General features: G+C 65.1%; 22 protein-coding genes and 2 pseudogenes. 19 read left to right on the forward strand and 5 right to left on the reverse strand.

Annotated elements, in window-relative coordinates; genetic code table 11:
- Window positions 1-51: 51 nt before the first annotated feature.
- Window positions 52-747: pseudogene (locus L0C59_RS07825) on the reverse strand (M20/M25/M40 family metallo-hydrolase); the annotation flags it as partial.
- A 17-nt stretch (window positions 748-764) separates the two neighbouring features.
- On the opposite strand from L0C59_RS07825, the gene mglB reads away from it, so the two are divergent.
- From mglB to L0C59_RS07880, 11 genes are all read left to right on the forward strand, one after another.
- Window positions 765-1,256: a GTPase-activating protein MglB gene (gene mglB / locus L0C59_RS07830; protein ID WP_243090803.1), complete on the forward strand. Its 492-nt coding sequence runs from the start codon at window positions 765-767 to the stop codon at window positions 1,254-1,256.
- 1 nt (window position 1,257) lies between these two features.
- Window positions 1,258-1,845 (forward strand): GTPase MglA, encoded by a 588-nt coding sequence (mglA, locus tag L0C59_RS07835; protein WP_243090804.1) that lies wholly within the window; start codon window positions 1,258-1,260, stop codon window positions 1,843-1,845.
- A 160-nt stretch (window positions 1,846-2,005) separates the two neighbouring features.
- Entirely contained in the window at window positions 2,006-2,110 is a 105-nt protein-coding gene (locus L0C59_RS07840) for a cytochrome c oxidase subunit 2A (RefSeq protein ID WP_243090805.1), read from the forward strand.
- A gap of 3 nt (window positions 2,111-2,113) precedes the next feature.
- Window positions 2,114-2,620, forward strand: a complete 507-nt coding sequence (locus tag L0C59_RS07845; protein WP_243090806.1) for a cupredoxin domain-containing protein — start codon at window positions 2,114-2,116, stop codon at window positions 2,618-2,620.
- Between the two features lie 3 nt (window positions 2,621-2,623).
- Complete coding sequence (locus L0C59_RS07850) at window positions 2,624-4,324, forward strand: b(o/a)3-type cytochrome-c oxidase subunit 1 (protein WP_243090807.1); 1,701 nt, start codon at window positions 2,624-2,626, stop codon at window positions 4,322-4,324.
- A 75-nt stretch (window positions 4,325-4,399) separates the two neighbouring features.
- Complete coding sequence (locus L0C59_RS07855; RefSeq protein WP_243090808.1) at window positions 4,400-4,879, forward strand: hypothetical protein; 480 nt, start codon at window positions 4,400-4,402, stop codon at window positions 4,877-4,879.
- A complete protein-coding gene (locus L0C59_RS07860; RefSeq protein WP_243090809.1) occupies window positions 4,876-6,030 on the forward strand; it encodes an MFS transporter in 1,155 nt (384 codons plus the stop codon). The genes L0C59_RS07855 and L0C59_RS07860 overlap by 4 nt, the downstream gene beginning before the upstream one ends.
- Before the next feature lie 71 nt (window positions 6,031-6,101).
- Window positions 6,102-6,371, forward strand: a complete 270-nt coding sequence (gene rpsO / locus L0C59_RS07865) for a 30S ribosomal protein S15 (RefSeq protein WP_243027373.1) — start codon at window positions 6,102-6,104, stop codon at window positions 6,369-6,371.
- 57 nt (window positions 6,372-6,428) lie between these two features.
- Window positions 6,429-8,573, forward strand: coding sequence for a polyribonucleotide nucleotidyltransferase (gene pnp / locus L0C59_RS07870; RefSeq protein WP_243090810.1), 2,145 nt, complete (start codon window positions 6,429-6,431; stop codon window positions 8,571-8,573).
- 57 nt (window positions 8,574-8,630) lie between these two features.
- Window positions 8,631-10,361: a ribonuclease J gene (locus L0C59_RS07875; RefSeq protein ID WP_243090811.1), complete on the forward strand. Its 1,731-nt coding sequence runs from the start codon at window positions 8,631-8,633 to the stop codon at window positions 10,359-10,361.
- A gap of 3 nt (window positions 10,362-10,364) precedes the next feature.
- Window positions 10,365-10,826, forward strand: coding sequence for a universal stress protein (locus L0C59_RS07880; protein WP_243090812.1), 462 nt, complete (start codon window positions 10,365-10,367; stop codon window positions 10,824-10,826).
- Here L0C59_RS07880 and L0C59_RS07885 read toward each other — a convergent pair.
- The 3 genes from L0C59_RS07885 to L0C59_RS07895 are packed head-to-tail and all read right to left on the reverse strand — an operon-like array spanning window position 10,790 to window position 14,639.
- A complete protein-coding gene (locus L0C59_RS07885; RefSeq protein WP_243090813.1) occupies window positions 10,790-11,755 on the reverse strand; it encodes a sodium:calcium antiporter in 966 nt (321 codons plus the stop codon). The two genes, L0C59_RS07880 and L0C59_RS07885, sit on opposite strands and share 37 nt — an antisense overlap.
- Window positions 11,752-12,201 carry a CBS domain-containing protein gene (locus L0C59_RS07890; RefSeq protein ID WP_243090814.1) on the reverse strand — a complete coding sequence of 150 codons (450 nt, stop codon included), beginning with the start codon at window positions 12,199-12,201 and terminating at the stop codon, window positions 11,752-11,754. The genes L0C59_RS07885 and L0C59_RS07890 overlap by 4 nt, the downstream gene beginning before the upstream one ends.
- Window positions 12,198-14,639 (reverse strand): cation-translocating P-type ATPase, encoded by a 2,442-nt coding sequence (locus tag L0C59_RS07895; RefSeq protein ID WP_243090815.1) that lies wholly within the window; start codon window positions 14,637-14,639, stop codon window positions 12,198-12,200. Before L0C59_RS07895 ends, L0C59_RS07890 begins: the two co-directional genes overlap by 4 nt.
- Window positions 14,640-14,707: 68 nt before the next feature.
- On the opposite strand from L0C59_RS07895, the gene L0C59_RS07900 reads away from it, so the two are divergent.
- The 3 genes and pseudogenes from L0C59_RS07900 to L0C59_RS07910 form a co-directional block, all read left to right on the forward strand.
- On the forward strand, window positions 14,708-15,274 hold the full coding sequence (locus L0C59_RS07900) for a thioredoxin family protein (protein WP_243090816.1): 567 nt from the start codon (window positions 14,708-14,710) through the stop codon (window positions 15,272-15,274).
- Between the two features lie 68 nt (window positions 15,275-15,342).
- On the forward strand, window positions 15,343-16,275 hold the full coding sequence (locus L0C59_RS07905; protein ID WP_243090817.1) for an NAD-dependent epimerase/dehydratase family protein: 933 nt from the start codon (window positions 15,343-15,345) through the stop codon (window positions 16,273-16,275).
- Window positions 16,276-16,350: 75 nt separating this feature from the next.
- A pseudogene (locus L0C59_RS07910) lies at window positions 16,351-17,220 on the forward strand (SLAC1 family transporter); the annotation flags it as partial.
- Between the two features lie 3 nt (window positions 17,221-17,223).
- On the opposite strand, the gene L0C59_RS07915 reads toward L0C59_RS07910, so the two are convergent.
- Window positions 17,224-18,672: a lyase family protein gene (locus L0C59_RS07915; protein ID WP_243090818.1), complete on the reverse strand. Its 1,449-nt coding sequence runs from the start codon at window positions 18,670-18,672 to the stop codon at window positions 17,224-17,226.
- A 237-nt stretch (window positions 18,673-18,909) separates the two neighbouring features.
- Here L0C59_RS07915 and L0C59_RS07920 point away from each other — a divergent pair, with 237 nt between their 5' ends.
- The 5 genes from L0C59_RS07920 to L0C59_RS07940 all read left to right on the forward strand — a co-directional run bounded on the left by L0C59_RS07920 (window position 18,910) and on the right by L0C59_RS07940 (window position 24,480).
- Entirely contained in the window at window positions 18,910-20,094 is a 1,185-nt protein-coding gene (locus L0C59_RS07920; RefSeq protein ID WP_243090819.1) for an ABC transporter substrate-binding protein, read from the forward strand.
- Between the two features lie 45 nt (window positions 20,095-20,139).
- The gene (locus L0C59_RS07925; RefSeq protein WP_243090820.1) at window positions 20,140-21,015 is read left to right on the forward strand and encodes a branched-chain amino acid ABC transporter permease; all 876 of its coding nucleotides are present in this window, start codon (window positions 20,140-20,142) and stop codon (window positions 21,013-21,015) included.
- Window positions 21,016-21,100: 85 nt separating this feature from the next.
- Entirely contained in the window at window positions 21,101-21,880 is a 780-nt protein-coding gene (locus L0C59_RS07930; protein WP_243090821.1) for an ABC transporter ATP-binding protein, read from the forward strand.
- The gene (locus tag L0C59_RS07935; protein ID WP_243090822.1) at window positions 21,871-22,620 is read left to right on the forward strand and encodes an ABC transporter ATP-binding protein; all 750 of its coding nucleotides are present in this window, start codon (window positions 21,871-21,873) and stop codon (window positions 22,618-22,620) included. The genes L0C59_RS07930 and L0C59_RS07935 overlap by 10 nt, the downstream gene beginning before the upstream one ends.
- A 6-nt stretch (window positions 22,621-22,626) precedes the next feature.
- A complete protein-coding gene (locus L0C59_RS07940; protein ID WP_243090823.1) occupies window positions 22,627-24,480 on the forward strand; it encodes an AMP-binding protein in 1,854 nt (617 codons plus the stop codon).
- Window position 24,481 lies beyond the last annotated feature (1 nt).

Here is a 24,481-nt window from a genome sequence, read left to right on the forward strand (position 1 = left end):
CTTGCGGGCGTTAGGGGGAGTAGAGGTGGTTTTTTAGTGGGAGGGCACTTAAAAGCCCGGGATGAGGACCCTCCCCTCCTCATCCCGCAGGCTGGCAATGGCCCGGCTCAAACGGTAAATGGGGTTCTCCACCACCGCCCCGTAGGAGGAGTGCAGGTCAAAGGCGGCGGTGCGCACCCGAAGCTCGAGGGCCACGATCCCCTTAAGCCCCGCATAAAGGTAAGGACGGCCCTTGGCGTCCACTCCCCCCGCCTCCCAGACGATGGCCCCGGCTCCCAGGAGGTCCCTTTTGTCCCTGACGTAGTCCGCCAGGTGAGGGCTTCCCACCTCCTCCTCCCCCTCCACCACAAACTTCACCCGGGGAAGAAACCCGTGCTTTTCCCGAAACAAGCGCAGGGCCATGACCCTGGCCACCAGCTCCCCCTTGTCGTCATGGGTACCCCGGCCATACCAGGCCCCCTCCCGCTCCACCAGAACAAAGGGATCGCTTTCCCATAGCTCCAGGGGATCCGGGGGCTGAACATCGTAATGGTTGTAAAACAAAAGGACCCTTTCCCCCTCACCCCCCTCGGCGTAGACCACCGGGGGCCCGTAACCCCCGTGGAGCTCCGCCCTAAGGCCCAGGTCCTGGAGCACCTCCGCCACCCTGGCCGCACCCTCCCCCAGGGCCCTTCCCTCGGCGCTCACCGTGGGCAAGGCCACCAGCTCCGCCAAAAGCGTCCTGGCCTCTTCCAGAAACGACCTCATGGTAGACTGAGCATACTATGGTGGAACCCTCCTTGGTCCTCTACGGGACCCTGTACCAGCGGGCCATGGATGTGCTCCAGGAAGCCCTGCAGGAAACGGGGGCCCGCTATGCCCTCTTCATTGACCGTAAGGGATTCGTCCTGGCCCATAAGGAGGCCCTCTGGGCCCCCAAGCCCCCGCCTTTGGACTCCCTGGCCACCCTGGTGGCGGGAAACGCCGCCGCCACCCAGGCCCTGGCCAAGCTACTGGGAGAGGCCCGCTTCCAAGAGGTGGTGCACCAAGGGGAACACATGGGGCTCTACGTGGACGAGGTCGGCGAGGCAGCCCTCCTGGTCCTGGTCTTTGACGAGAACGCTCCCTTGGGCAAGATCAAACTCCACGGGAAGCGGGCAGCGGAGACCCTGGCCCGCCTGGCCGAGGAAGCCTTGGCCAATCCGCCCAAGCTGAACCTGGACACCCAGTACCGCGAGGAGGCCAAAGCCCTGCTGGACGAACTTTTCGGTAACTAGCATGAGCACCATCAACTTCGCCAACCGCGAGATCAACTTCAAAATCGTCTACTACGGCCCGGGGCTCTCCGGGAAAACCACCAACCTGAAGTGGATATACAGCCGCATCCCCGAAGGCCGCAAAGGGGAGATGGTCTCCCTGGCCACCGAGGACGAACGCACCCTTTTCTTTGACTTTCTCCCCCTGGACTTGGGCGAGGTCAAGGGTTTTAAGACCCGCTTCCATCTCTACACCGTGCCAGGGCAGGTCTTTTACAATGCCAGCCGCAAGCTGATCCTGAGGGGTGTGGATGGCATCGTCTTCGTGGCGGACTCCGCCCCCAACCGCCTCAGGGCCAACGCGGAGAGCATGCGCAACATGCGGGAGAACCTGGCGGAGTATGGGCTTAAGGTGGAGGACATCCCCGTGGTACTCCAGGTGAACAAACGGGACCTGCCCGACGCCCTCCCCGTGGAGATGGTGCAGGCGGTGGTGGACCCCGAAGGACGCTTTCCCGTCTTCGAAGCGGTGGCCACGGAGGGAAAAGGGGTGTTTGAAACCCTCAAGGAAGTAAGCCGCCAGGTGCTGGCCCGGGTAGGTAGCACCTGAGCCCGCCCTTGGGATGCTTTACCCCCTCTGGGTATAAGCGTGAGAATATCAACTTCCCTTAGTTTCCTTTTTCCGAAGGGACAAATGTACTTCACCCTTTTCTCAGCTTTGGGCTAACATGGGCGCCGTATACGGCAACCCGCCGTAAGGGAGGAAGGGTATGGAGGAAAAACCAATCGGCGCCACGGGAGTGATAGTGGTTCTTACCCTCACCATCCTGATCTTCTGGCTGGGGGTATACGCCATCTTCTTCGCTAGGGGGTAGGGTATGGTGGACGAGCACAAGGCCCACAAAGCGATTCTGACTTATGAGAAGGGCTGGCTGGCCTTCTCCTTGGTGATGCTGGTGGTCTTCATCGCCCTCATCGCCTACACCCTGGCCACCCACAGCGCAGGGGTCATCCCCGCGGGACAGCTGGAACGGGTGGACCCCACCAAGGTGCGGTTCGAGGGCCCGTGGGCCGACCCTGCCCAGGCGGTGGTGGAGACCGGCCCCAACCAGTACACGGTCCATGTCCTGGCCTTCGCCTTCGGCTACCAGCCCAATCCCATAGAGGTGCCCAAGGGGGCGGAGATCATCTTCAAGATCACCAGCCCGGACGTGATCCACGGCTTCCACGTGGAGGGCACCAACATCAACGTGGAGGTCCTCCCCGGGGAGGTATCCACCGTGCGCTACACCTTTAAGAAGGCCGGGGAGTACCGGATCATCTGCAACCAGTACTGCGGCATAGGCCACCAGAACATGTTCGGCAAGATCGTGGTGAAGGAGTGAGCCATGGCGGTGCGCACCTCTGACTTCAGCCGAGTCTACGAGGCCTACCCGGAAAAGAAGGCCACCCTCTACTTCCTGGTCTTGGGCTTCGTCGCCCTCATCATCGGCAGCCTTTTCGGTCCCTTCCAGGCCCTGAACTACGGGAACGTGGACGCCTATCCGCTTCTTAAGCGCCTCCTTCCCTTCGTCCAGTCCTACTACCAGGGCCTTACCCTGCACGGGGTGCTGAACGCCATCGTCTTCACCCAGCTCTTCGCCCAGGCCATCATGGTCTACCTGCCGGCCCGGGAGCTGAACCTGCGCCCCAACATGGGCCTCATGTGGCTCTCCTGGTGGATGGCCTTCGTCGGCCTGGTGATGGCGGCCCTGCCCCTTCTGGCCAACGAGGCCACGGTCCTTTACACCTTCTACCCTCCCCTCCAGGGCCACTGGGCCTTCTACCTGGGGGCCAGCATCTTCGTCCTCTCCTCTTGGGTGAGCATCTACCTGGTCCTGGACCTGTGGCGGCGCTGGAAGGCGCAAAACCCTGGGAAGGTGACCCCTTTGGTCACCTACATGGCGGTGGTCTACTGGCTCATGTGGCTTATCGCCTCCATTGGCCTGGTCCTGGAGGCGGTGCTCTTCCTCCTGCCCTGGTCCTTTGGCCTCATCAAGGGGGTTGACCCCCTGATCGCCCGCACCCTCTTCTGGTGGACGGGCCACCCCATCGTCTACTTCTGGCTCATGCCCGCTTACGCTATCATCTACACCGTGCTTCCCAAGCAGGCGGGGGGCAAGCTGGTTTCCGACCCCATGGCCCGCTTGGCCTTCTTGCTCTTTCTCCTCCTTTCCACCCCGGTGGGGTTCCACCACCAGTTCGCCGACCCCGGCATCGACCCCACCTGGAAGATGATCCACTCCGTCCTTACCTTGTTCGTGGCCGTACCCAGCCTGATGACCGCCTTCACCATTGCGGCCAGCTTGGAGCTGGCTGGCCGGATGCGGGGAGGCAAGGGCCTTTTCGGCTGGATCAAGGCCCTGCCCTGGGGCAACCCCGCTTTCGTGGCCCCGGTGCTGGGCCTGATTGGGTTTATCCCGGGTGGCGCCGGGGGCATAGTGAACGCCAGCTTCACCTTGGACTACGTGGTCCACAACACCATTTGGATCGCCGGGCACTTCCACCTGCAGGTGGCAAGCCTGGTAACCCTTACGGGTATGGGGTCTTTGTGGTGGCTCATCCCCAACCTCACCGGCAAGCCCATCTCCGACGGCCAGAGGCGGCTGGGGTTGGCGGTGGTCTGGCTTTGGTTTATCGGCATGATGGTCATGGCCCTGGGGCTTCACTGGCAAGGGCTCCTTAACGTGCCGCGGCGGGCCTACATCGCCGACCGCGTGCTTCAGGAAGCCGGCGCCTATGCCCATGCTGCCCTTCCCATGGTCTTCAGCATCCTTGCGGGCATCATCCTCTTGGTGGCCCTTCTCCTCTTCATCTACGGCCTCTTTGGCGTCCTCCTGGGCCGGGAGCGTAGGGCAGAGCTGGCCGAGGCCCCGGTGCCCTTCGCCGAGGTCATCTCTGGCCCCGAGGACCGCCCCCTGGTGCAGGCCATGGACCGCATCGGCTTCTGGTTCCTGGTGGCGGTGATCCTGGTGGTGCTGGCCTACGGGCCCACCCTGGTGCAGCTTTTCAGCAACCTGAACCCGGTACCCGGCATGCGCCTCTGGTAGCCGGGCCACACGGGCAGGCAAGGGCCGGGCCTTCCGGCCCTTGACCTTTTCTGGGTAAAAGGAAAAGCTATAGGCGTGGGCTTCATCCCCTCGCCCGGACTCCCTTGGATAGCGGGTCTTTCCCTCCTCCCCTTCTTCCTTCAGTTTCTGGGGCTGGGCCTCGAGGGGGTCCTGGGCCAAGGCCTATGCGGCAGCGCCCTAGGGGTGTCGGAGCTGGAGGCCGTAAAGTACGGCCTGGTGAGCGAGTATTACCTCTACGGACAGCTTTTCCTGGCCCTCTTGGCCCTAAAGGTCACCTACGCCCTGGTCCTGATGGCCCTCCGCTTGATGTATCCCGAGAAAGACCCGCCCTTTGCCCCTCTGGTCTGGAAGGTGGGCGTGGGGCTTTCCCTGGTCCTCCTCCTCCTTTTTCTCGCCACCCGCACGCTACCGCTACCCTTCAGCACCCCTTTGGGCCCCGCCCTCCTCTCTCCTGCCCCCTTGGATCCCCTCTCGGTCATGATGGTTCTGCCCGAGCCCTTCCTGCTGGGTCTTTACCTCCGCTTCCGACCATGAAGCTTCCTCTTCAGGTATACCTGTTGGGCCTTGTCAGCTTCCTCATGGACGTGGCCAGCGAGATGGTCTATCCCCTCCTACCCCTTTTTCTGACCAGCCTAGGGGCGGGCGCAGGGGTGCTGGGCCTGGTGGAGGGCATGGCCGAGGCCACGGCCAGCCTCTTCAAGGTGGTGGGTGGAAGGATTTCCGACCGGTTGGGCCGAAGAAAACCCTTACTCCTCCTGGGATATGGGTTGCCCGCCTTCCTGAGACCCATTTTGGCCCTAGCCCAAAGCCCCGCCCATGTGCTCCTTTACCGTTTCCTGGACCGCACCGGTAAGGGCTTGCGCACCGCACCCCGTGATGCCTTACTGGCGGAGAGCGTGGACCAGGATGCCTTTGGCCGGGCCTACGGCCTCCACCGGGGCCTGGACACCCTGGGAGCCACCGTGGGTCCCTTCTTGGCCTTTCTCCTCCTACCCCACCTGGGAATCCGGGGCGTGTTTTGGGCGTCGGCTATCCCTGCTTTTCTGGCCTTTATGGCCCTCTTTTGGGTCCGGGAGGCCAAGGCCCCGCGGGCCAGGACCCCCCTACCCCCCTTCCGCCTCACCTACCTGGGTACCCTTCCCGTCCCCTACCGCCGGTTTCTCCTGGTTTCCGGCGTCTTCGCCTTGGCCCTCTCCTCTAATGCCTTTCTGCTCCTCCGCCTGAAGGAGCTGGGCCTAACCCAGGAGGCCGTGACCCTGGCCTACACGGGCTACAACCTTCTCTACGCTCTTTTGGCCTACCCTCTGGGTAGCCTGGCGGACCGGGTGGGCTTAAGGCGGGTGGTGGCATGGGGGTTTGGCCTCTACGCCCTGGTGTATTTAGGCTTTGCCCTGGCAAAAACCGCCCTCGCAGGTGTGGCCCTGCTACTCCTCTATGCCCTTTATTCGGCCGCCTTCGAGGGAGCCAGCCGGGCCTATCTGGCCACCTTGATACCCCAGGAAACGAAGGCCACAGCCATCGGACTCTACCACACGGTGGTGGGGGTTCTGCTCTTACCGGCCAGCGTGATCTTTGGCTTTCTTTGGCAAAGCTACGGGCCCGGGCTGGCCTTCGGCGTGGGAGCGGGCCTGGCCCTTTTGGCCCTCACCCTCTTCCTGCTTGACGGAAAGAGGAGGAGGCCCTAACCTAGAGGAGGTCCTTCGGGACCTCGAGGAGGAAGGGGCCAAAAGCGCCTTCCCCCCTGACGGAGGTAGAAATGCCCATCAGCAAGGAAGAGAAGCAGAAGGTGATAGAGGAGTTCGCCCGCTTCCCTGGGGATACGGGGAGCACCGAGGTGCAGGTGGCCTTGCTCACCTTGCGCATCAACCGGCTTTCCGAGCACCTCAAGGTCCACAAGCACGACCACCACTCCCACCGGGGTCTTTTGATGATGGTGGGGCAGAGGCGTAGGCTTCTTCGCTACCTGGAGCGGGAAGACCCCGAGCGCTACCAGGCCCTGGTTGAGAAACTGGGCCTGAGGAAGTAAACTGGTATGTAGGTCGGGGGCGGGGCCTTAGGGCTCCGCCCTTCGCTTGAGGAAACTATGCCGGAAGCCACACCCAACACCCCCCAGGCCCATAGGTACGAAACCCAGGTGGCTGGCCGCCCCCTGGTGTTGGAGGCAGGGAAATACGCCAAACAGGCCTCGGGCTCGGTCCTGGTGCGCTACGGGGACACCGTGGTCCTGGCCACCGCCCAGGCCTCCGAGGAGCCCATAGAGGCGGACTTCCTCCCCCTCACCGTGGAGTTTGAGGAGCGGCACTACGCCGTGGGCAAGATCCCGGGAAGCTTCATGCGCCGGGAAGGGCGGCCCGGGGAAAAGGCCATCCTCTCCGCCCGCATGACGGATAGGCCCATCCGCCCCCTCTTCCCCAAGGGGTTCCGGCACGAGGTGCAGGTGATCGTAACCGTGCTCTCTGCCGACCAGAAGAACCCCCCGGACATCCTGGGGCCCACGGCAGCCAGCGCCGCCCTCATGCTCTCGGACATCCCCTGGGAAGGCCCCGTGGCCGCGGTGCGGGTGGGTCTCATCGGGGGGCAGTTCGTCCTCAACCCCACCCTGCAGGAGCTGGAGGAGAGCACCCTGGACCTGGTGGTGGCGGGAAGCCGGGAGGCCATCCTCATGGTGGAGGCCGGGGCCCAGGAGGTGGACGAGGAAACCCTGGTCCAGGCCCTGGAGTTCGCCCACCGGGAGATGCAGCCCATCCTGGACCTGCAGGAGGAGATGGCCCGGGCCCTGGCCAAGCCCAAAATGGCCTGGACGCCTCCCGAAACCCTTAGCGAGGAGGAAAAGGAGGCCTTCTACCGCCTAGCCGTGGAACGGGGGCTTTCCGCCGTGCTCCAGACCGCCAGCAAGGGGGAAAGGAGCCGGGCCCTCGAGGCCTTCGCCGAAGCCTTGATCGCCGAGGTTTTGCCCAAGAAGGAGGACGGCACCCCGGACGAGAGCAGGAAGCCCCTTTACGAAAGCGCCTTTGACGAGGTGGTGCGCAAGGAGCTCAGGCGGCTCGTGCTGGAGGAGGGCAAGCGGGCGGATGGCCGCACCCCCAAGGACCTCCGGCCCATATGGATCGAGGTGGACGTCCTCCCCCGCGCCCACGGCTCCGCCGTCTTCACCCGGGGGGAGACCCAGGTGCTGGGCACCGTCACCCTGGGCACGGGCCGGGACGAGCAGATCATCGACGACCTGGGGATTGACGAGACGGAAAAGTTCCTGGTGCACTACAACTTTCCCCCCTTCTCCACGGGGGAGGTCAAGCGCCTGAGGGGGGTTTCCCGCCGCGAGGTGGGCCACGGCAATCTGGCCAAGCGGGCCCTGAAGGCGGTGCTACCCCCCGAGGACGCCTTCCCCTACACCATCCGGGTGGTGGGGGATGTCCTGGAGTCCAACGGCAGCAGCTCCATGGCCACGGTCTGCGCGGGATGCCTGGCCCTGATGGATGCCGGCGTCCCCATCCGCGCCCCGGTGGCGGGGGTGGCCATGGGTTTGGTGTGGGAGGGGGAGCGGGCAGTGATCCTCACCGACATCCTGGGGTTGGAGGATGCCCTGGGGGACATGGACTTCAAGGTGGCGGGAACAAGGAAGGGGGTCACCGCCTTGCAGATGGACAACAAGGTGGGTGGGCTCCCCCGGGAGGTGCTCAAGGAAGCCCTCATGCAGGCCCGGGAGGCCCGCATGAGGATCCTGGACCTCATGGAAAGCGTCCTTCCCGCCCCGCGCCCCGAGCTCAAGCCCTTTGCCCCCCGCATCCTCTCCCTGAAGGTGCCCGTGGAGAAGATCGGCTTGGTCATCGGGCCTGGGGGTAAGAACGTGCGGGCCCTCGAGGAGCTGGGTGTGGAAGTGGACATTGAAGAGGACGGGACGGTGCGCATCTACTCCAGCGACATGGAGGCTGCAAAGAAGGCCAAAAAGCGCATAGAGGAGCTCACCATGGAGGCCAAGGTGGGCGAGATCTACGAGGGCACCGTGACCAAGATCACCCCCTTTGGTGCCTTCATCAGCCTCTTCCCCGGGACCGAGGGCCTCTTGCACATCAGCCAGATCGCCCCAGGACGCGTGGAGCGGGTGGAGGACCACCTGAAGGTGGGGGATGTCATCAAGGTCAAGGTGCACCGCATTGACGAAAGGGGCAAGATAGACCTGATCCGCCCCGAGCTGGAGGGCAAGATTCCCCCCAGGCGGCGCAGCTAGCCTAAGGGGGTTTTCCTTAGGGTAAGGTCCCGGCCTAGCCGGGAAGATGGGAGGTTTATGGAAAACCAGGAACGCAGACCAAGAAAAAGACGGCGTAGAAGGCCATCGGAGGCCACTCCCATAAATCCGGGGGATGCCAGGGATTACCTGGAAATCATCCCCCTAGGGGGGATGGGGGAGATCGGCAAGAACATCACCGCTTTCCGCTTCCGGGACGAGATTTTTGTGCTGGATGGGGGGCTTGCCTTCCCCGACGAGGGGATGCCCGGGGTGGACCTCCTCATCCCCCGGGTGGACTACCTGATGGAAAACCGGCACCTCATCAAGGCCTGGGTGCTCACCCATGGCCACGAGGACCACATCGGGGGGCTCCCCTTTATCCTGCCCATGGTCTTCGGGAAGGAAAGCCAGGTGCCCATCTACGGGGCCAAGCTCACCCTGGGCCTCCTTAAGGGGAAGCTGGAAGAGTTCGGGTTGAGACCGGGGAGCTTTAACCTCAAGGAGATCTCTCCCGACGACCGCATCCCCGTGGGCCGGTACTTTACCCTGGACCTATTCCGCATGACCCACTCCATCCCCGACAACTCCGGCCTGGTGATCCGCACCCCCATCGGCACCATCGTGCACACCGGGGACTTCAAGCTGGACGCCACCCCCATAGACGGAAAGGTTTCCCACCTGGCCAAGGTGGCCCAGGCGGGCGCCGAGGGGGTCTTGCTCCTCATCGCCGACTCCACCAACGCCGAACGCCCCGGCTACACCCCCAGCGAAATGGAGATCGCCAAGGAGCTGGACCGGGTCATCGGCCGGGCCCCGGGTAGGGTCTTCGTCACCACCTTCGCCAGCCACATCCACCGCATCCAGGCCGTGATCTGGGCGGCGGAGAAGTACGGGCGCAAGGTGGCCATGGAAGGGCGAAGCATGGTGCGCTTTAGCCGCATCGCCATGGAGCTGGGCTACCTGAAGGTGAAGGACCGCCTGTACACCCTCGAGGAGGTGAAGGACCTCCCCGACCACCAGGTGCTGATCCTGGCCACGGGAAGCCAGGGGCAGCCCATGTCCGTCCTCCACCGCCTGGCCTTTGAGGGCCACGCCAAGATGGCCATCAAACCCGGGGACACGGTGATCCTCTCCAGTAGCCCCATCCCTGGCAACGAGGAGGCGGTGAACCGGGTCATCAACCGCCTCTACGCCCTAGGGGCCTACGTCCTCTACCCTCCCGCCTACAAGGTCCATGCCTCCGGCCACGCCTCCCAGGAGGAGCTCAAGCTCATCCTGAACCTCACCACCCCCCGTTTCTTCATGCCCTGGCACGGGGAGGTGCGCCACCAAACCAACTTCAAGTGGTTGGCGGAGTCCATGAGCCGCCCCCCGGAAAAAACCCTCATCGGGGAAAACGGCGCCGTTTACCGCCTTACCCGGGAAACCTTTGAGAAGGTGGCCCAGGTGCCCTCCGGGGTCCTCTATGTGGACGGCCTAGGCGTGGGGGACATCACCGAGGAGATCCTGGCCGACCGCCAGCACATGGCCGAGGAGGGAATCGTGGTCATCACCGCCTTGGCGGGCCAGGACCCGGTGGTGGAGGTGGTGTCCCGGGGGTTCGTCAAGGCCGGGGAAAGGCTCTTGGGCGAGGTGAGGCGCATGGCCCTCGAGGCCCTGCAAAACGGGGTGCGGGAGAAAAAGCCCTTGGAGCGCATCCGTGACGACATCTACTATCCGGTTAAAAAGTTCTTGAAAAAGGCCACGGGCCGCGACCCGGTGATCCTGCCCGTGGTGATCGAGGGGTGACCTATGTACCAAAGCCTCCTCCTTCCCACCGACGGAAGCCCGGCCGCGGAGGCCGGGGTAAGGGAGGGGCTCCGCCTGGCCAAGGCCCTGGGGGCCCGGGTGGCCTTCCTCTACGTCCTGGAGCCCTTGGGACCCAGGCTCCTCCTGGGCCCCGAGACCCTTCCCTACCACCAAGCCCTGATGGAGGACATGCGCAACGAGGGCCTGGCCACCTTGGACCGGGCCACCCGCATGGCGGAGGAGCTTGGGGTGGGGTTTGAGGCCCACCTCCTCGAGGGGCGGGCGGCGGAGGTGATCCTAAAGGAGGCGGGGAAGTACGACCTGGTGGTCATGGCCACCCACGGGCGCACGGGGCTGGACGCGGTGCTTTTGGGTAGCGTGACCCAGGAGGTGGTCCGCCGAAGCCCCAAGCCCGTCCTGGTGGTGCCCTACCGGGCCAAAGGAAGCGAGGCCGCAAGCAGGTAGAGGGCCAGGATGGCCCAGGAATCGTAAGCCAGGACCCATAGCTTCCTAAGGCTTTGGTACATGAGCCCGGTGAGCACCGTCCCCGCCATACCCAGGAGGACCAGGAGGCTCAATAGGTGGCTTCCCCCCACCTGGGCCAAGAGGGGGCCGGGGGCCAGGAAATCCGCATGGGGGAGGAGAAAGGTGTTGAACATGACGCTTCCCAACACGTTGCCCAAGGCCAGGTCCACCGCCCCCAGGCGGGCAGCGGCCAGGGTCACCGTGGCCTCGGGCAAGGTGGTCACCAGGCCCACCAGGAAGGTGCCCACCCAAGCCTGCCCAAGCCCTGTTTCCCGGGCCAAGGCCTCGGCCAAACCCGGAAGGAGCACCGCAGCCCCCACCAAAACCCCCGCCCCCAGCAGGTAGCGCCCGAAGGCCAGCCTCAAAGGGATATGGGCGTAGGCCTCCTCCTCGAGGGTCTCGTCCCGGGGGAAGCGCCTGGCATAGCGAAAGGAAAGCCAGAGGGCAAAGAGATAGAGGGGAAAGAGGGCCAGGGCAAACCCCCCCACCCGCCCCAACCCCCGCTCCGCCACAAGGCCAAGCCCCGCCACGGCCAAAAGCAGGATGGCCAGCCCCAGGCTCAAGGCATGCCCCTGGCTGGCCCGGGCGGTGAGGGGGCGGGGGTGGACGGCGTCCAGCACGGTGAGGAGTAGGAAGTTCACCATGCTGGCTCCCAAAAGGTTCCCCACGGCGATCTCAGGGAGGCCTTGAAGGGCCGCGCTGGTCACGTTGAAAAGCTCCGGCAAGCTGGTGGTGATGCCCACCAGAAAAAGGCCCATGAAGGTGCGGCCAAGCCCCGTTTTCCCCGCCAGGACGTCCCCGTAGAAGGCCACCTGCCGGCCGGCCAGGAGGATGACCGCCGCCACCGCCAAGAAGGCCAGCCAGGTCATAGCTGGGACTGGAGCAGGCGGAGCAGGTCAAACCGGGTGATGATGCCCTGGGGTCTACCCTCACCGTCCACCACGGGAACGTGGTTGATATCGTAGGCCAGCATCAGTTCCAAAACCCGGGAAAGAGGCTCCTCCGGCCCCACGGCGTGCACCGGGCTCGTCATGATCTCCTCCACCCGGGTACCCCTGGCCTCCGCCAATACCGCTTCCAAGCCGTCGGCACCCAGGAACCGACCCAGGAGCATGGGCGCCCGGAAGGTGGAAAAGGGCACACCCCGTTCCTTCAGGAAATCGCTTTCCGTCACTATGCCCACCAGGCGGCCCTCCTTGTCCACCACCAGCACGCTCCCGATTCCCTTTCCCAACATCAGCCGGGCCGCCTCCGCCAGGGAAGTTTCCGGAAGCACGCTCACCGCAGGGCTGGTCATGGCATCCTTGGCCTTCATCGCCGAGCCTCCTTCCGCCATACTAACCGGTCCACCCCTTCGGCCAACAGCCAGGCAAGGAGCGCCATGCCCAAAACCAGCCCCCAGATCCACGCGGGAACCGGAACGGCCTCCAAGACCCCAGGGGCCAGGGTACCCAGGCCGAGCTGGATGAGGATGCCCAGGGCCACCGCCCCATGCAGGTAGGGATTGGGCAGGGGCATGAGATGGGTATGCCTGGCGGCATAGGCAAAGAAGAGCTGGCCCAGGGTCATGAAGTGGAACGTGGCCGTGCGGGCCACCTCCGTCGCCTCCGAAAGGGAAACCCTCTGACCCATCCAGCCGGGCAACAGACCCAAGATGGCCAGGGCAAAAAGGGCCTTGATGCTTCCGGTAACCAGGATGAACCGCCAAGAAGGCGGATCCAGAAGAGGGCTTTCCTTGGGCCTGGGCGGTCGGTCCAAGACCCCGGGGTTACGGTCCAAGGCCAAGGCCAGGGCGGGAAGGCCATCGGTCACCAGGTTGATCCAAAGGATTTGCACCGCGGTCAGGGGAAGGAGGAGGTGCCCCGCCTCGTCCCGCAGATGGAGAAGGGCGGCGAACACCATGCCCAAGGCCACCACCAGGATCTCGGAGAGATTGGTGGAAAAGAGGAAGCGGATGAACTTCTGGATATTCTCGTAGATGCTCCGCCCCTCCTCTATGGCGGCCACGATGGTGGCAAAATTGTCGTCCATAAGGACCAGGTCCGCCACCTCCCGGGAAACATCCGAGCCCCGCTGGCCCATGGCCACCCCCACGTCCGCCCGCTTCAGGGCCGGGGCATCGTTCACCCCATCCCCGGTCATGGCCACCACTTCCCCCGCTCTCTGGAAGGCCTCAACGATGCGTAGCTTATCCTCGGGCTTAACCCGGGCGAAGACATCCACCTCCAGAAGCTCCTCGTCGGAAAGCCCCTCTATCTCCTCTCCGGTGGCCACCACCTCGGCGGGAATGCCCACCCTACGGGCGATGGCCAAGGCGGTGGCCGGGTGGTCCCCGGTGACCATCACCACCCTAACCCCCGCCTTCAAGACCTTGGCCACCGCCTGGGGCACCTCCGGGCGGGGCGGATCCAGGAGAAGGACAAACCCCAGAAAGCTTAGGCCTTCTTCCCGCTCCCCCTCCCCATGGGCCAGGGCCAGAACCCGGAAGCCCTTCTGCGCATGGGCCTCCGCCTCCTCTAAAAGGGAGGCCTTCTCCTCTTGGCCCAGGGCAAGGCGGGGGATTAGGGCCTCGGGAGCCCCTTTTAGGAAGCTACCCCCGGGCGTGGTCACCCGCATGTACTTCCAGGCGCTGTCAAAGGGCCTTTCGGAAAGCCGGGGGTATTCCTGGCGCACCTGCCTCACGTCCAGGTGCTGGGCCGCATACCGCAAAAGACCCAGCTCCAGGGGATCCCCGGCCCCGGTTTCCAGATCGGCATCGTTGCACAGGACCATGGCGAGAAGGGCCCTTTGGGGATCCGGCCCCACCACCTTCTGCACCTCCATGCGATTTTCCGTGAGGGTGCCCGTCTTGTCCGTGGCGATAACGGTGACGCTCCCCAAGGCCTCCACCGCCGCCAGGCGCCGCACCACCGCCTTGCGACGGGCCATGCGTTCCACCCCCAGGGCCAAGGCCAGGGTGAGGACGGCCGGAAGCCCCTCGGGAACCGCCGCCACCGCCAGGGCCACCGCGAAAAGGAGCACCTTGGCGGAAAAGCCTTCCACCAGAAACCCCAAAACCACCAGGGCCACGGCAAGGGCCAACACCCAGCGGGCCACCCTGTGGCCAAAGGCCTCGAGGCGCCGCTCCAGGGGGGTTTTCTCCTCCTCCATCCCCGCAAGGAGCCCGGCGATGCGGCCCATGGCGCTTTTTAGGCCGGTGCGGCTCACCTCCATCAGGGCCCTACCCCGCACCAGAAGGGTGCCGGAAAACACCTCCTCTCCCTCCCCTTTCTCCACCGGGACGCTCTCCCCGGTGAGCACGCTCTCGTCCACCAGGACCCCGCTGGCCTCGAGGAGAACCCCATCCGCCGGGATGCGGTCCCCCGCCTCCAAGCGCACCACATCCCCTGGCACGATCTCCCGGCTGGGGAGGTGCTGGAAGCGCCCATCCCTTAGGACCCAGACCAGGGGCTCCGCCAGGGCCTTTAGGCGCCTTAGAGCCTCTTCCGAGCGCTTCTCCTGCAGGGTACCCAGCCCGGCATTGAGAAGGAGGATGGCTAGGATGGCGAAGGACTCCAAGGGAAGCCCATGGGCCCCCTCATAAAGCCAAAGGCCCAGGTCCACCGCCAAGGCGAAGAGGAGGATGTAGATGAGAGGGCTTTGAAACTGGCGCAGGAACTTCCGCCAAAGGGGCTCGGGGGGCTTTTCGGGCAGGGCGTTGGGCCCGTATTCCGCCAGGCGTCCCTGCGCTTCGTGTGAGGTAAGCCCCCGCATGGGGGCATGATACCAAGGCCCCGAGGGGCTTATTGTCCTTAGGGATGTGCTTAGGGTATCATGGCCCCATGCTGCAGTACCCCGAGTTGCCCCTAGAAAGCCCCTTGATCGATGCCGAACTTCCCGACCCCAGGGGAGGACGGTACCGGCTTTCCCAGTTCCAGGAGCCCCTCTTGGCGGTGATCTTCATGTGCAATCACTGCCCCTACGTGAAGGGCTCCATCCGGGAGATCGTCTCCCTGGCGGAAAGGTACCGGGGCCAGGTGGCCTTTGTGGGCATCAACCCCAACGACTACGAGCGCTACCCCGACGACGCCCCGGAGAGGATGGTGGAGTTCGCCAAGGAACACGGCATCTTCTTCCCCTACCTCCTGGATGAAACCCAGGAGGTGGCCAAGGCCTACAAGGCCATGCGCACCCCCGAGGTCTTCCTGTTCGACCCAAGGCGCCTCCTCCGCTACCACGGCCGGGTGAACGACAATCCCAAGTTCCCCGACCAGGTGCAAAGCCACGACCTGGAGGCGGCCATAGAAGCCTTGCTCAGGGGGGAGGAACCCCCTTTGAAGGAGGCCCCGGCCTTGGGGTGCACCATCAAGTGGCGGCCCGGCAACGAGCCCGAGGTTAAGATCGGTTAGCCCTACCCTCTAGGCCTGTTAGGATGGGCCTGCTTTGGCCTGCGGCTTCCAGGCAGGCGGGAGGTGGTATGCGCGTACTGGTGACGGGTGGAGCGGGGTTTATCGGGAGCCATATCGCAGAAAGCCTTCTCCAGGAGGGCCTCGAGGTGGCAGTCTTGGACAACCTTTCCACGGGCAGACGGGAAAACGTCCCCAAGGGCATCTACTTCTACAAGGTGGACCTCAGGGACAAGGACGGCCTAGAACGGGTTTTCCGGGAGTTCCGCCCCACCCACGTTTCCCACCAGGCGGCCCAGGCCTCGGTGAAGGTAAGCGTGGACAACCCCCTCCTGGACTTCGAGGTGAACCTTCTGGGCGGCCTGAACCTCCTCGAGGCCATGCGCAAGTGGCAGGCGGAAAAAATCGTTTTTGCCTCCACGGGCGGGGCCATCTACGGGGAGGTTCCGGAAGGGGAACGGGCCGAGGAGACCTGGCCCCCCAAGCCCAAAAGCCCCTACGCCGCCAGCAAGGCGGCCTTTGAGCACTACCTCTCCGCCTACGGGCAAAACTATGGGCTCAAATGGGTCTCCCTCCGCTACGGCAACGTCTATGGCCCCCGGCAGGACCCCCACGGGGAGGCCGGGGTGGTGGCCATCTTTGCGGATAGGGTGCTCAAGGGGGAGCCGGTTACCCTGTACGCCAGAAGGAGCCCCGGGGACGAGGGGTGCGTCCGGGACTACATCTATGTGGCCGACGTGGTGCGGGCCCACAACCTGGCCCTAAAGGGACTGGAAGGCATCTACAACGTGGGAACGGGGGAGGGGCGCACCACCCGGGAGGTCCTCCTGGCGGTGGCCGAGGCCGCCGGACAAAGGCCAGAGGTGAACCCCGCCCCCCCGCGTCCCGGCGACCTGGAAAGAAGCGTGCTCTCCCCCCTAAAGCTCATGGCCCACGGCTGGCGGCCCGAGGTGGGCTTCCAGGAGGGGATCCGGCTCACCGTGGAATACTTCCGCAGCCGTTGACATACCCCCCACCCCTATCTGATGATGGGGGGTATGAGCGCGCGCTTCTTCCATCCCGCCTGGTTCGCCATGATCATGGGGGGAAGCGGGGTGGCCCTCGCCCTGCACCGCTTCGGCCTCGAGGGCCTGGCCCTGGTGAATTACGGTGTGGTGGCCCTTCTCTTCCTCGTAAGCTTGGGCATTTTCCTGGTGAAGCTTTTCCGCCACCGGGACCGGGTCGTTGAGGAGCTCCACCACCCCCTTCTTTCCCAGCTCTACGCCACCTTCCCCCTGGCCTTTTTGCTCTTCAGCCTGGCCACCCACGAGGTTTTGGGGCAAGGGGGGCTGGCCTTGATCCTCTTTGCCGTGGGCTCGCTTTTGGTCCTCCTTTCCAGCCTCCTTCTCAGCTACCTGATCTTTACCCGCATGCGCCTTCCCTTTGAAACCGCCAACGGCACCTGGTTCATCCCGCCGGTGTCCTCCATTGTGGTGCCCCTGGCGGGAGGCCCCCTCCTACCCCTCATGGGGCCTTGGGCCAAGGAGGGGTTCTACTGGATGCTCATGTTCCTAGGCCTCGGCCTCATCCTCTTCCTCTGGGTGGGGGCCAACCTCCTGGCCCGCCTCTACGCCCATGAACGGCCGGCCCCCGAGCTGGTACCCAGCTTTTTCATCGGCCTTGCCCCGGTGGGGGTGGGAATCCTCGCTCCCCTCTCCCTCTTTAAGGGCGCCAAGGCCTTGGGCCTTTTCCCAGGAGACCTTGAGGGCCTGTACCTGTTGGGGATCGCCCTTTGGGGCCTGGGCGGGTGGTGGTTTGCCCTGGCCATGGCCCTTTTTCTGGAGAACCTTCTCCTCCACCGGATCCCCCTAGGGTTCCAACCAGGGCTGTGGGCCTTTGTCTTTCCCCTGGCGGCCTTCACCCTGGCCACCCGGGCCCTGGCCGAGGGCCTCCACAGCCTGCTCCTCCACCTCCTAGCCCTGGGGCTCTTCCTGGTGCTCCTCTCCTTCTACCTGCCCCTGCTGATCCGTAGCCTTCTCGCCTTCCTCCGCCTGGAAACCCTCAGGCCCTTTGGCCAACAGCCGCCTGGCCAGGCGCACCCGAGCCCGCAGGGCCGCTAGGGCCTTCCGGTCCTCCTTAAGCCGGTCCTTGGCCCGGGCCATGGCCTCCGCCCGGGCCTTGGGGCCCACGCCCCCCAGGACCTCCCGGCGGGCAAAGAAGGCCTCGAGGCTCATCCAAGCCAGGAGCTCCTCCCGCGCCACCCCCAAGAGCTCGGGCCGCACCCCGGGCAGGGCCCCCTGGACCCGCCGGTAAGCCTCGGCAAGGGGCACCCCCTTGCGCACCAACAGGTCCACCGCCTCCGAGGCCAGGACCTCGGGGGAAAGCTCCTCCAGGAGAAGGGCCGGCTCAAATCGGCTTTCCTCGAGGGCCACCCGGGTTAGCTCCAAAGCCGCCTCAGCGCTTTCCAAAAGGGCCGTCAAGGGCTCCAGTACCCCGGTGGAGTGGTCGTTCAGGTCGGTGAAGGGGGTGTTGTGGTTCAAGGAAGCCAAGGTACCCATCCCGCCCACCAGCCGGCCGGCATGGATGCGGGCGTGCTCCAACACCACGGGATTCCGCTTCTGCGGCATAAAGCTGGAACCCTGGGCCAGCCCCTCCCCCACCACGAAGGCCCCCCGCTCCGCCAGGGCCAGAAGGTCCGTGAGGAAGCGGGAAAGGGAGGTGCCCAGTCCCGCCAGGGCCGAGGCCAGCTCCAGGGCGTAATCCCCCGAGGCCACGGCATCCAAGGTGTTCTCCACCGGCCCAGAAAAGCCCAAAAGGGCGGCGAGCCGCCACCGGTCCACGGGATAGGGGTTCCCCGCCAGGGCACTGGCCCCCAAGGGGCAACGGTCCAGGGTATCCAAAGCCCGCCTCAGGCGGCGGAAGTCCCTTTCTAAAAGCGCCTCCACCCCGAGGAGGTAATGGTCCAAGGTGGAGGGCTGGGCCGGCCGGTGGTGGGTGCGGAGGACCAGGGGTACCCCGGCATGGGCCTGGGCAACCCGGAGCACCGCCCCCCTTAGGCGGAGAAAATCCCCCAGCAAGGCCAGCGCCCGGTCCCTCAGGTAGGCGCGAAAGGCGGTGAGGTCCAGGTCGTTGCGGGATAACCCCCGGCGTATGGCCCCCGCCACCTCCTCCCCCCAGTGCTCGGCCAGCTGGGAGTAGATGGAGAAGAAGACATCCTCCACCTCTCCTGTAAAGCTGGGCAAAGGAAGGGTGCGGAGTTCCTGCAAAGCCGCCACCGCCGTTTGGGCTCGAGGAAGGCCCAGGCGGGCAAGCTCCATGGCATAGGCGGTGAGGGCATCAAAGAAATGGGGCACCAGGACCTCACGGGCAAACCGGTAGTGGCGGCCCAGGACAAAACGGCGGTAAACCGCATGCCAGCGCATGATCCCATCCTAGGGCCTGGGGGCCTTCCACCCCCCTAAGCCCCTCACCCTGCCGGGAAGCCCAAGGGGGGTACCAGGCCAGCCCCCGACCCGCTTGGCAAAGGAGAGAAAGCAGCATCCCTCAGGCGGGGCGGGCCCCTTTCCCAATGCTTAGGCGGTGGGCAAGGTCCCAGGGCTTGCCGAATGGAATGGGACATGGTATCTTTGCACCGAGCACAACCCGAAAGGAGGCGCAGGATGAAACGCAGGGAGTTTTTGAGGAAGCTGGGTGTGGGTACGTTGACGGCCCTAGGGATGCCCTACCTCGCCACCGCCCAGGCCAGGCCGGTGAAGCTGGCCACCCTTCTCCCCCTCACGGGGCCTTTTGCCTTTGCCGGCAACGCAGGCCGGGAGGGGTTCGTGGACGGGGTGGAGTACGTGAACGAGGTCCTGGGGGGTATTGCCGGCCGCAAGCTGGAGCTCATCGTGGAGGATACCGGCTACGATGTGGCCAAGGGGACCGCCGCCTTCAACCGGGTGGCGTCCCGGGAGCGCCCTGAGGAGCTTCTCTTCGTCTATGGGGACTCCACCGGCCTTTCCAAGGCCCTGGCGCCGGAGATTGCCCGCATGGGCCTTCCCTACTCCGCCACCAGCTTCGCCAGCGAACTGGCCGACCCCAAGACCTACCCCACCATCTTCGTCTTTGGCCCCACCTACAACGACATGATGGAGGCCCTCCTCAGGCAGATCCGCCTGCAAAAGGGCCGGGCCAAGATCGCCTTGGTCTACTCCAACACCGAGTTCGGCCGCGATCCCATCCCCTACGCCAAGGAAAGGGCCAAGGCCATGGGGATGGAGGTGGTCCACGAGGAGGTGACGCCCCCGGCCTTCACCGACGCCACCCCCGTGGTCCTTAACCTGCGCCGAGCCAACCCTGACTTCGTGATCCTTCAGGGCTATGCCCTTTCCGTCGAACCCCTGATCCTCCGCACCGCGCGGGAGCAGGGCCTAAGGGCCCAGTTCATGGGTACCTATTACTCGGCGGAGCTGGCCCTTATCCAGCGGGCAGGCCCTGCTGCCGAGGGTTTCACCGTCACCTACCACAACGCCTACTGGTACGACACCCTGGTGCCCGCGGTGGACGAGATGCGGAAATTCCGCCAGAGGAAGGGCCGGGACATCTCCTACCGCCCCACCTACTACATGGGGAGCCTGGCGGTGGTCCTGGGCATCGCCGAGGCCATGCGCCGGGCGGCGGGAGCGGGCAAGCTCACCCGGGCCGGGGTGGTGGAGTACCTGGAGAGGCTAGGGGACTATAACGGCCTGGGCCTGCAACGGAGCTTCCAGTTTGTGAACCACCGCCTCCCCTACACCAAGCTCTACCGGGCCGGCGTGAAGGAGGGGCGTTTCAACGCCATCACCGACTGGATCAAGCTGGCCTAACCCTAACCCGGTTACCCATGATCCCGGGGGCCTTCCCACACGCCCATGTCTGACCTCCTGCCTTATCTGATCGGCGGCCTAGCCAACGGGGCCCTTTACGGCCTGCTAGCCTTGGGGTTCGTCCTGGTCTACCGGGCCACCAGCGTGGTGAACTTCGCCATAGGCGAGTTTCTGCTGGTGGGGGCCTACCTCACCTACACCTTCGCCCTTTTCCTGCCCCTTCCCCTGGCCATGCTGGCCGCCCTACCCGTGGCCTTTCTCTTCGGCCTCCTGGTGGAGCGGGGCTTCGTGCGGCCCCTCCTGGGGCGGAACGTGGTGGCGGTGATCATGGCCACCATCGGGTTGGCCGCGGCCCTGGACGGCGGGGTGCAGCTAGTCTGGGGGCCGGACCTCAAGTACCTCAGGGGGGAACTGCCCCAGCTGGGTTTCCAGCTAGGAGACGCTTTCGTGCCCTCCCGCGCCGTCTGGAACCTCCTTCTTTCCCTGCCCTTGGGCCTTGGCCTCCTTTGGCTCCTTAGGAAAAGCCGGTATGGGATCCTGGTTCGGGCCATCTCCGAGCGGGAGGTGGCTGCGCTGGCCCTGGGCATCCCCACGGCCCGGATCCTGGCGGGGGTTTGGGGCATCTCCGCCCTCCTGGCCACCCTAGCCGGGGCCCTGCTGGCCGTGGCCAGCGGGGTGGGCCCCAACCTGGTCTTCCTGGGCCTCAAGGTCTTTCCCGTGGCCATCCTGGGCGGGATGGACTCGGTGGGCGGGGCCTTGCTGGCAGGGTTTATCCTTGGGGTCTTGGAGGCGCTTTCCCAGCGCTACCTGGAACCCGTTCTCCCCGGCTTCACCGAGGCCTTGCCCTTCGTGGTGGTACTCCTGGTGCTTCTGGTGCGACCCTATGGCCTATTGGGTGAGCGGCAGATTGAGCGGGTGTGATACCCTTCCGCCCAAGATGTCCAGGGTGTAAGCCCCGATGGAGGCCTCTTAAGGGCCAAGCGGGAAGATGCGTGAGGGAAATGGCATGGTCCTTTCTGTGGAAAACCTCAAGGTGGTCTACCGGGGAGTAATCCTGGCCCTGGATGGGGTGTCCCTGGAGGTTAGGGAGGGGGAGGCTGTGGCCCTCCTCGGGCCCAACGGTGCCGGCAAGAGCTCCTTGGTGCGGGCGGTGGCCGGCCTTCTTCCCAAGTTTGAGGGAAGGGTGCTGGACGGGCACGTGCGCCTCTTCGGCCAGGAGGCCACCCACCTGGATCCCGTGCGGATCAACGGCCTTGGGCTCACCGCGGTCCTCGAGGGGCGCCCCCTCTTCCGCTACCTGACCCCTGTGGAGAACCTGGTGGCCGCCGGCCACCGCCTCTCTCCCCGGGAGCTTAAGGAAGGCATAGAGGAGGTCTTCGCCCGCTTCCCCCGGATCTACGAAAGGCGCCACGAACAGGCCGGCTACCTTTCCGGGGGCGAACAGCAGATGCTCCTCCTGGGCATGGCCCTCCTCACCCGCCCCAAGGTGCTGGTGGTGGACGAGCCTTCCTTGGGCCTAGCCCCCAAGCTGGTGGAGGAGGTGATGCGCACCCTCGAGGCCTTAAGGCGGGAGAAAAACCTGAGCCTTCTTCTGGTGGAGCAAAATGCCCGGGCCGCCCTGGCCATCGTGGACCGGGTGTATGTCATGGAGCGGGGCCGGGTGGTCTTCGAGGGAGATGCCCTGACCGCTCAAGAGGACCAGGACGTGATGGAGTTCTACTTGGGCAAGGAAGAGGTGGGTTTCCGCCAGGCCAAGCGTTACCGGAGGAGGAAGCGGTGGGTGTGATCCTGGAGGTTAAGGACCTGCACCTTTCCTTCAAAGGGGTAAAGGCCCTGGCGGGGGTAGGGTTCAGCGTGGCCGAGGGGGAGTTCTTCGCGGTCATCGGCCCCAACGGCGCCGGAAAGACCACCCTCTTGAACGTGCTTTCCGGGGTGTACGAGCCCGAAAAGGGGGAAGTGGTGTTTCTCGGCCAGAACCTCCGCGGGAAAAGCCCTCAGGAAAGGGCCCGCTTGGGCCTGGGGCGCACCTTCCAGGGCCTGGAGATCTTCCGTGGCATGAGCGTTTTGGACAACGTGAAGCTGGGAGCCGAGTTGGCCCTTCCCTCCTATCCCCTAGCCCTACCCCAGGCCGAGCGGGAATGGCGGCTTAGGGCTTGGGCTGAGGAGGTCTTGGACTACCTCCACCTCTCCCCCTTTCGCCACGCCCCCGCCGGGATGCTTCCCTACGGCCTGCAGAAGCGGGTGGAGGTGGCCCGGGCCCTGGCCAGCAGGCCCAAGCTCCTCCTCCTGGACGAACCCATGGCCGGGCTTTCCCTGGAGGAGAAGCAGGACCTGGCCCGCTTTCTCCTGGATGCCCGGGAGGAATGGGGGGTAACCCTCCTCTGGGTGGAACACGACCTAAGGGCGGTTCTGGAGCTTTCCGATAGGGTCCTGGTCCTCTCCTACGGGGAGGTGCTCTACCATGGCCCCCCGCAAGGGGTGCGCCAGGATCCCAAGGTGGCGGAGGCCTACCTGGGGCAGGCTTGAGGCGCTATGGAAGGAACGCTGCTTGCCTACCTGTACCACCACGCCAAGGAAAGACCCCATGCTCCGGCTTTGCGGGCGAAGCGGCTTGGGGTCTGGCAGAAAACCTCCTGGAAGGAGCTTTTGGAGCGTACCCTTAGCCTCGCCGGGGGGCTTTGGGCCTTGGGCCTTCGGGAAGGGGAGGTCCTGGCCATCCTGGGGCACAACGCCCCCGAGTGGGTGGAAGCCGAGCTGGCTGCCCAGACCCTGGGGGCCCTTCCCATGGGCATTTACGCGGACGCCATGCCCGAGGAGGTGGGGTACTTCCTGGAGTTCACCGGGGCCAGGGGCATCGTGGTCTCCGACGAGGAGCAACTGGACAAGGTCTACCCCCACCTGCACCTTTTGGACTTCGTCCTGGTCTGGGAGGAAGCGGGGATGTCCCGCCACTTCCAGGGCAAGGTGCTCCGGTTTAGCCAGGCCCTTGGGGATCCCAGGGTGGGGGAAGAGGCTATGAACAAGCGCCGTCCTGAGGAAACCGCCCTCCTCGCCCCCACCTCGGGCACCACGGGAAGGAGCAAGCTGGCCATGCTCTCCCACCAGAACCTCCTCGCTGGCCACTTCGCCCTGGGCCAGGCCCTGGGGTTCCAGAAGGGAGCCTGGGTCTTCAGCTACCTACCCCTTCCCTGGATCGGGGAGCAGATGCTCACCGTGGTGCAGGGCCTGGTGGAGGGCTCCACCGTGCACTTCCCCGAGGACCCCACCACCCTCCGGGAGGACCTTAAGGAGGTCCAGCCCGACTTCTTCCTGGCCCCGCCCAGGCTTTGGGAGGATATGGCCAGCCTCATCCAAAGCCGCATGGCAGACGCCGACCCCATGAAGGCCTTCTTCTACCGGGTGGGGATGGGGGCTCTCCTGGAGGGGGCGAGGCGGGAGTTCCGCGGGGAAAAGGTGGGCCTGTGGCTCAACCTCAAGCGGAGCCTCTTCTATCCCCTCATCGCCAGGCCCCTCAGGGCCAGGCTGGGCCTTGCCGCCTGCCGCATCGCCGTCACCGGAGGAGCCCCCTTGGGCCCAGAGGTGTTCACCTTTTTCCGCGCCTTAGGCCTGGACATCCGCCAGGTCTACGGCCAGTCGGAAACCGCCGCCACCACCGCCGCCCACACCACCGGGGATGCCCCGCCAGAGACCGTGGGCCCCCCACTTCCCCGCACGGAGGTGCGCATCAGCGAGGAGGGGGAGATCCTGGTGAAAGGGCCCCAGGTCTTCCAGGGTTATTTCCGCCAGGAAAAGGCCACCGCGGAGACCTTCACCGAAGACGGCTTCTTCCGCACAGGGGATGCGGGCTTCTTTGACGAGCGGGGGCATCTGGTGATCCTGGGCCGGGTGAAGGAGGTGGGTGCCCTTACGGACGGAACCCGCTTTGCTCCGCAATTTCTGGAAAACCGTCTTAAATACTCCCCCTATGTCCGCGAGGCCGTGGTGCTGGGGCACGGGAGACCCTTTGTCACCGCCCTCATCGAGCTGGATCCGGAAAACGTGCAGAACTGGGCCAGGAAGCGGGGGATCCCCTTTACCACTTACCTGTCCCTCACGGAAAGACCGGAGGTCAAGGCCCTGATCGCCGAGGAAATCCGCATGGTGAACAAAACCCTTCCCGAACGGCTCAAGATCCAGCGCTTCGCCATCCTCCCCAAGGAACTCCACCCCGACGACGAGGAGATCACCCGCACCCGCAAGGTGCGCCGCCAGGTGGTGGAAGCCCGCTACGGCCCGGTGATCCAGGCCCTCTACGGGGAGGGGGGACGGGTGGAGGTGGTGCTTCCCATCCGCTACCTGGAGGGGGAGGGGAGGCTCGAGGCCACCTTGGAGGTGCAGGAGGTCTAGG

The sequence above is a fragment of the Thermus neutrinimicus genome, from assembly GCF_022760955.1.
GTDB classification, from domain to species: domain Bacteria; phylum Deinococcota; class Deinococci; order Deinococcales; family Thermaceae; genus Thermus; species Thermus neutrinimicus.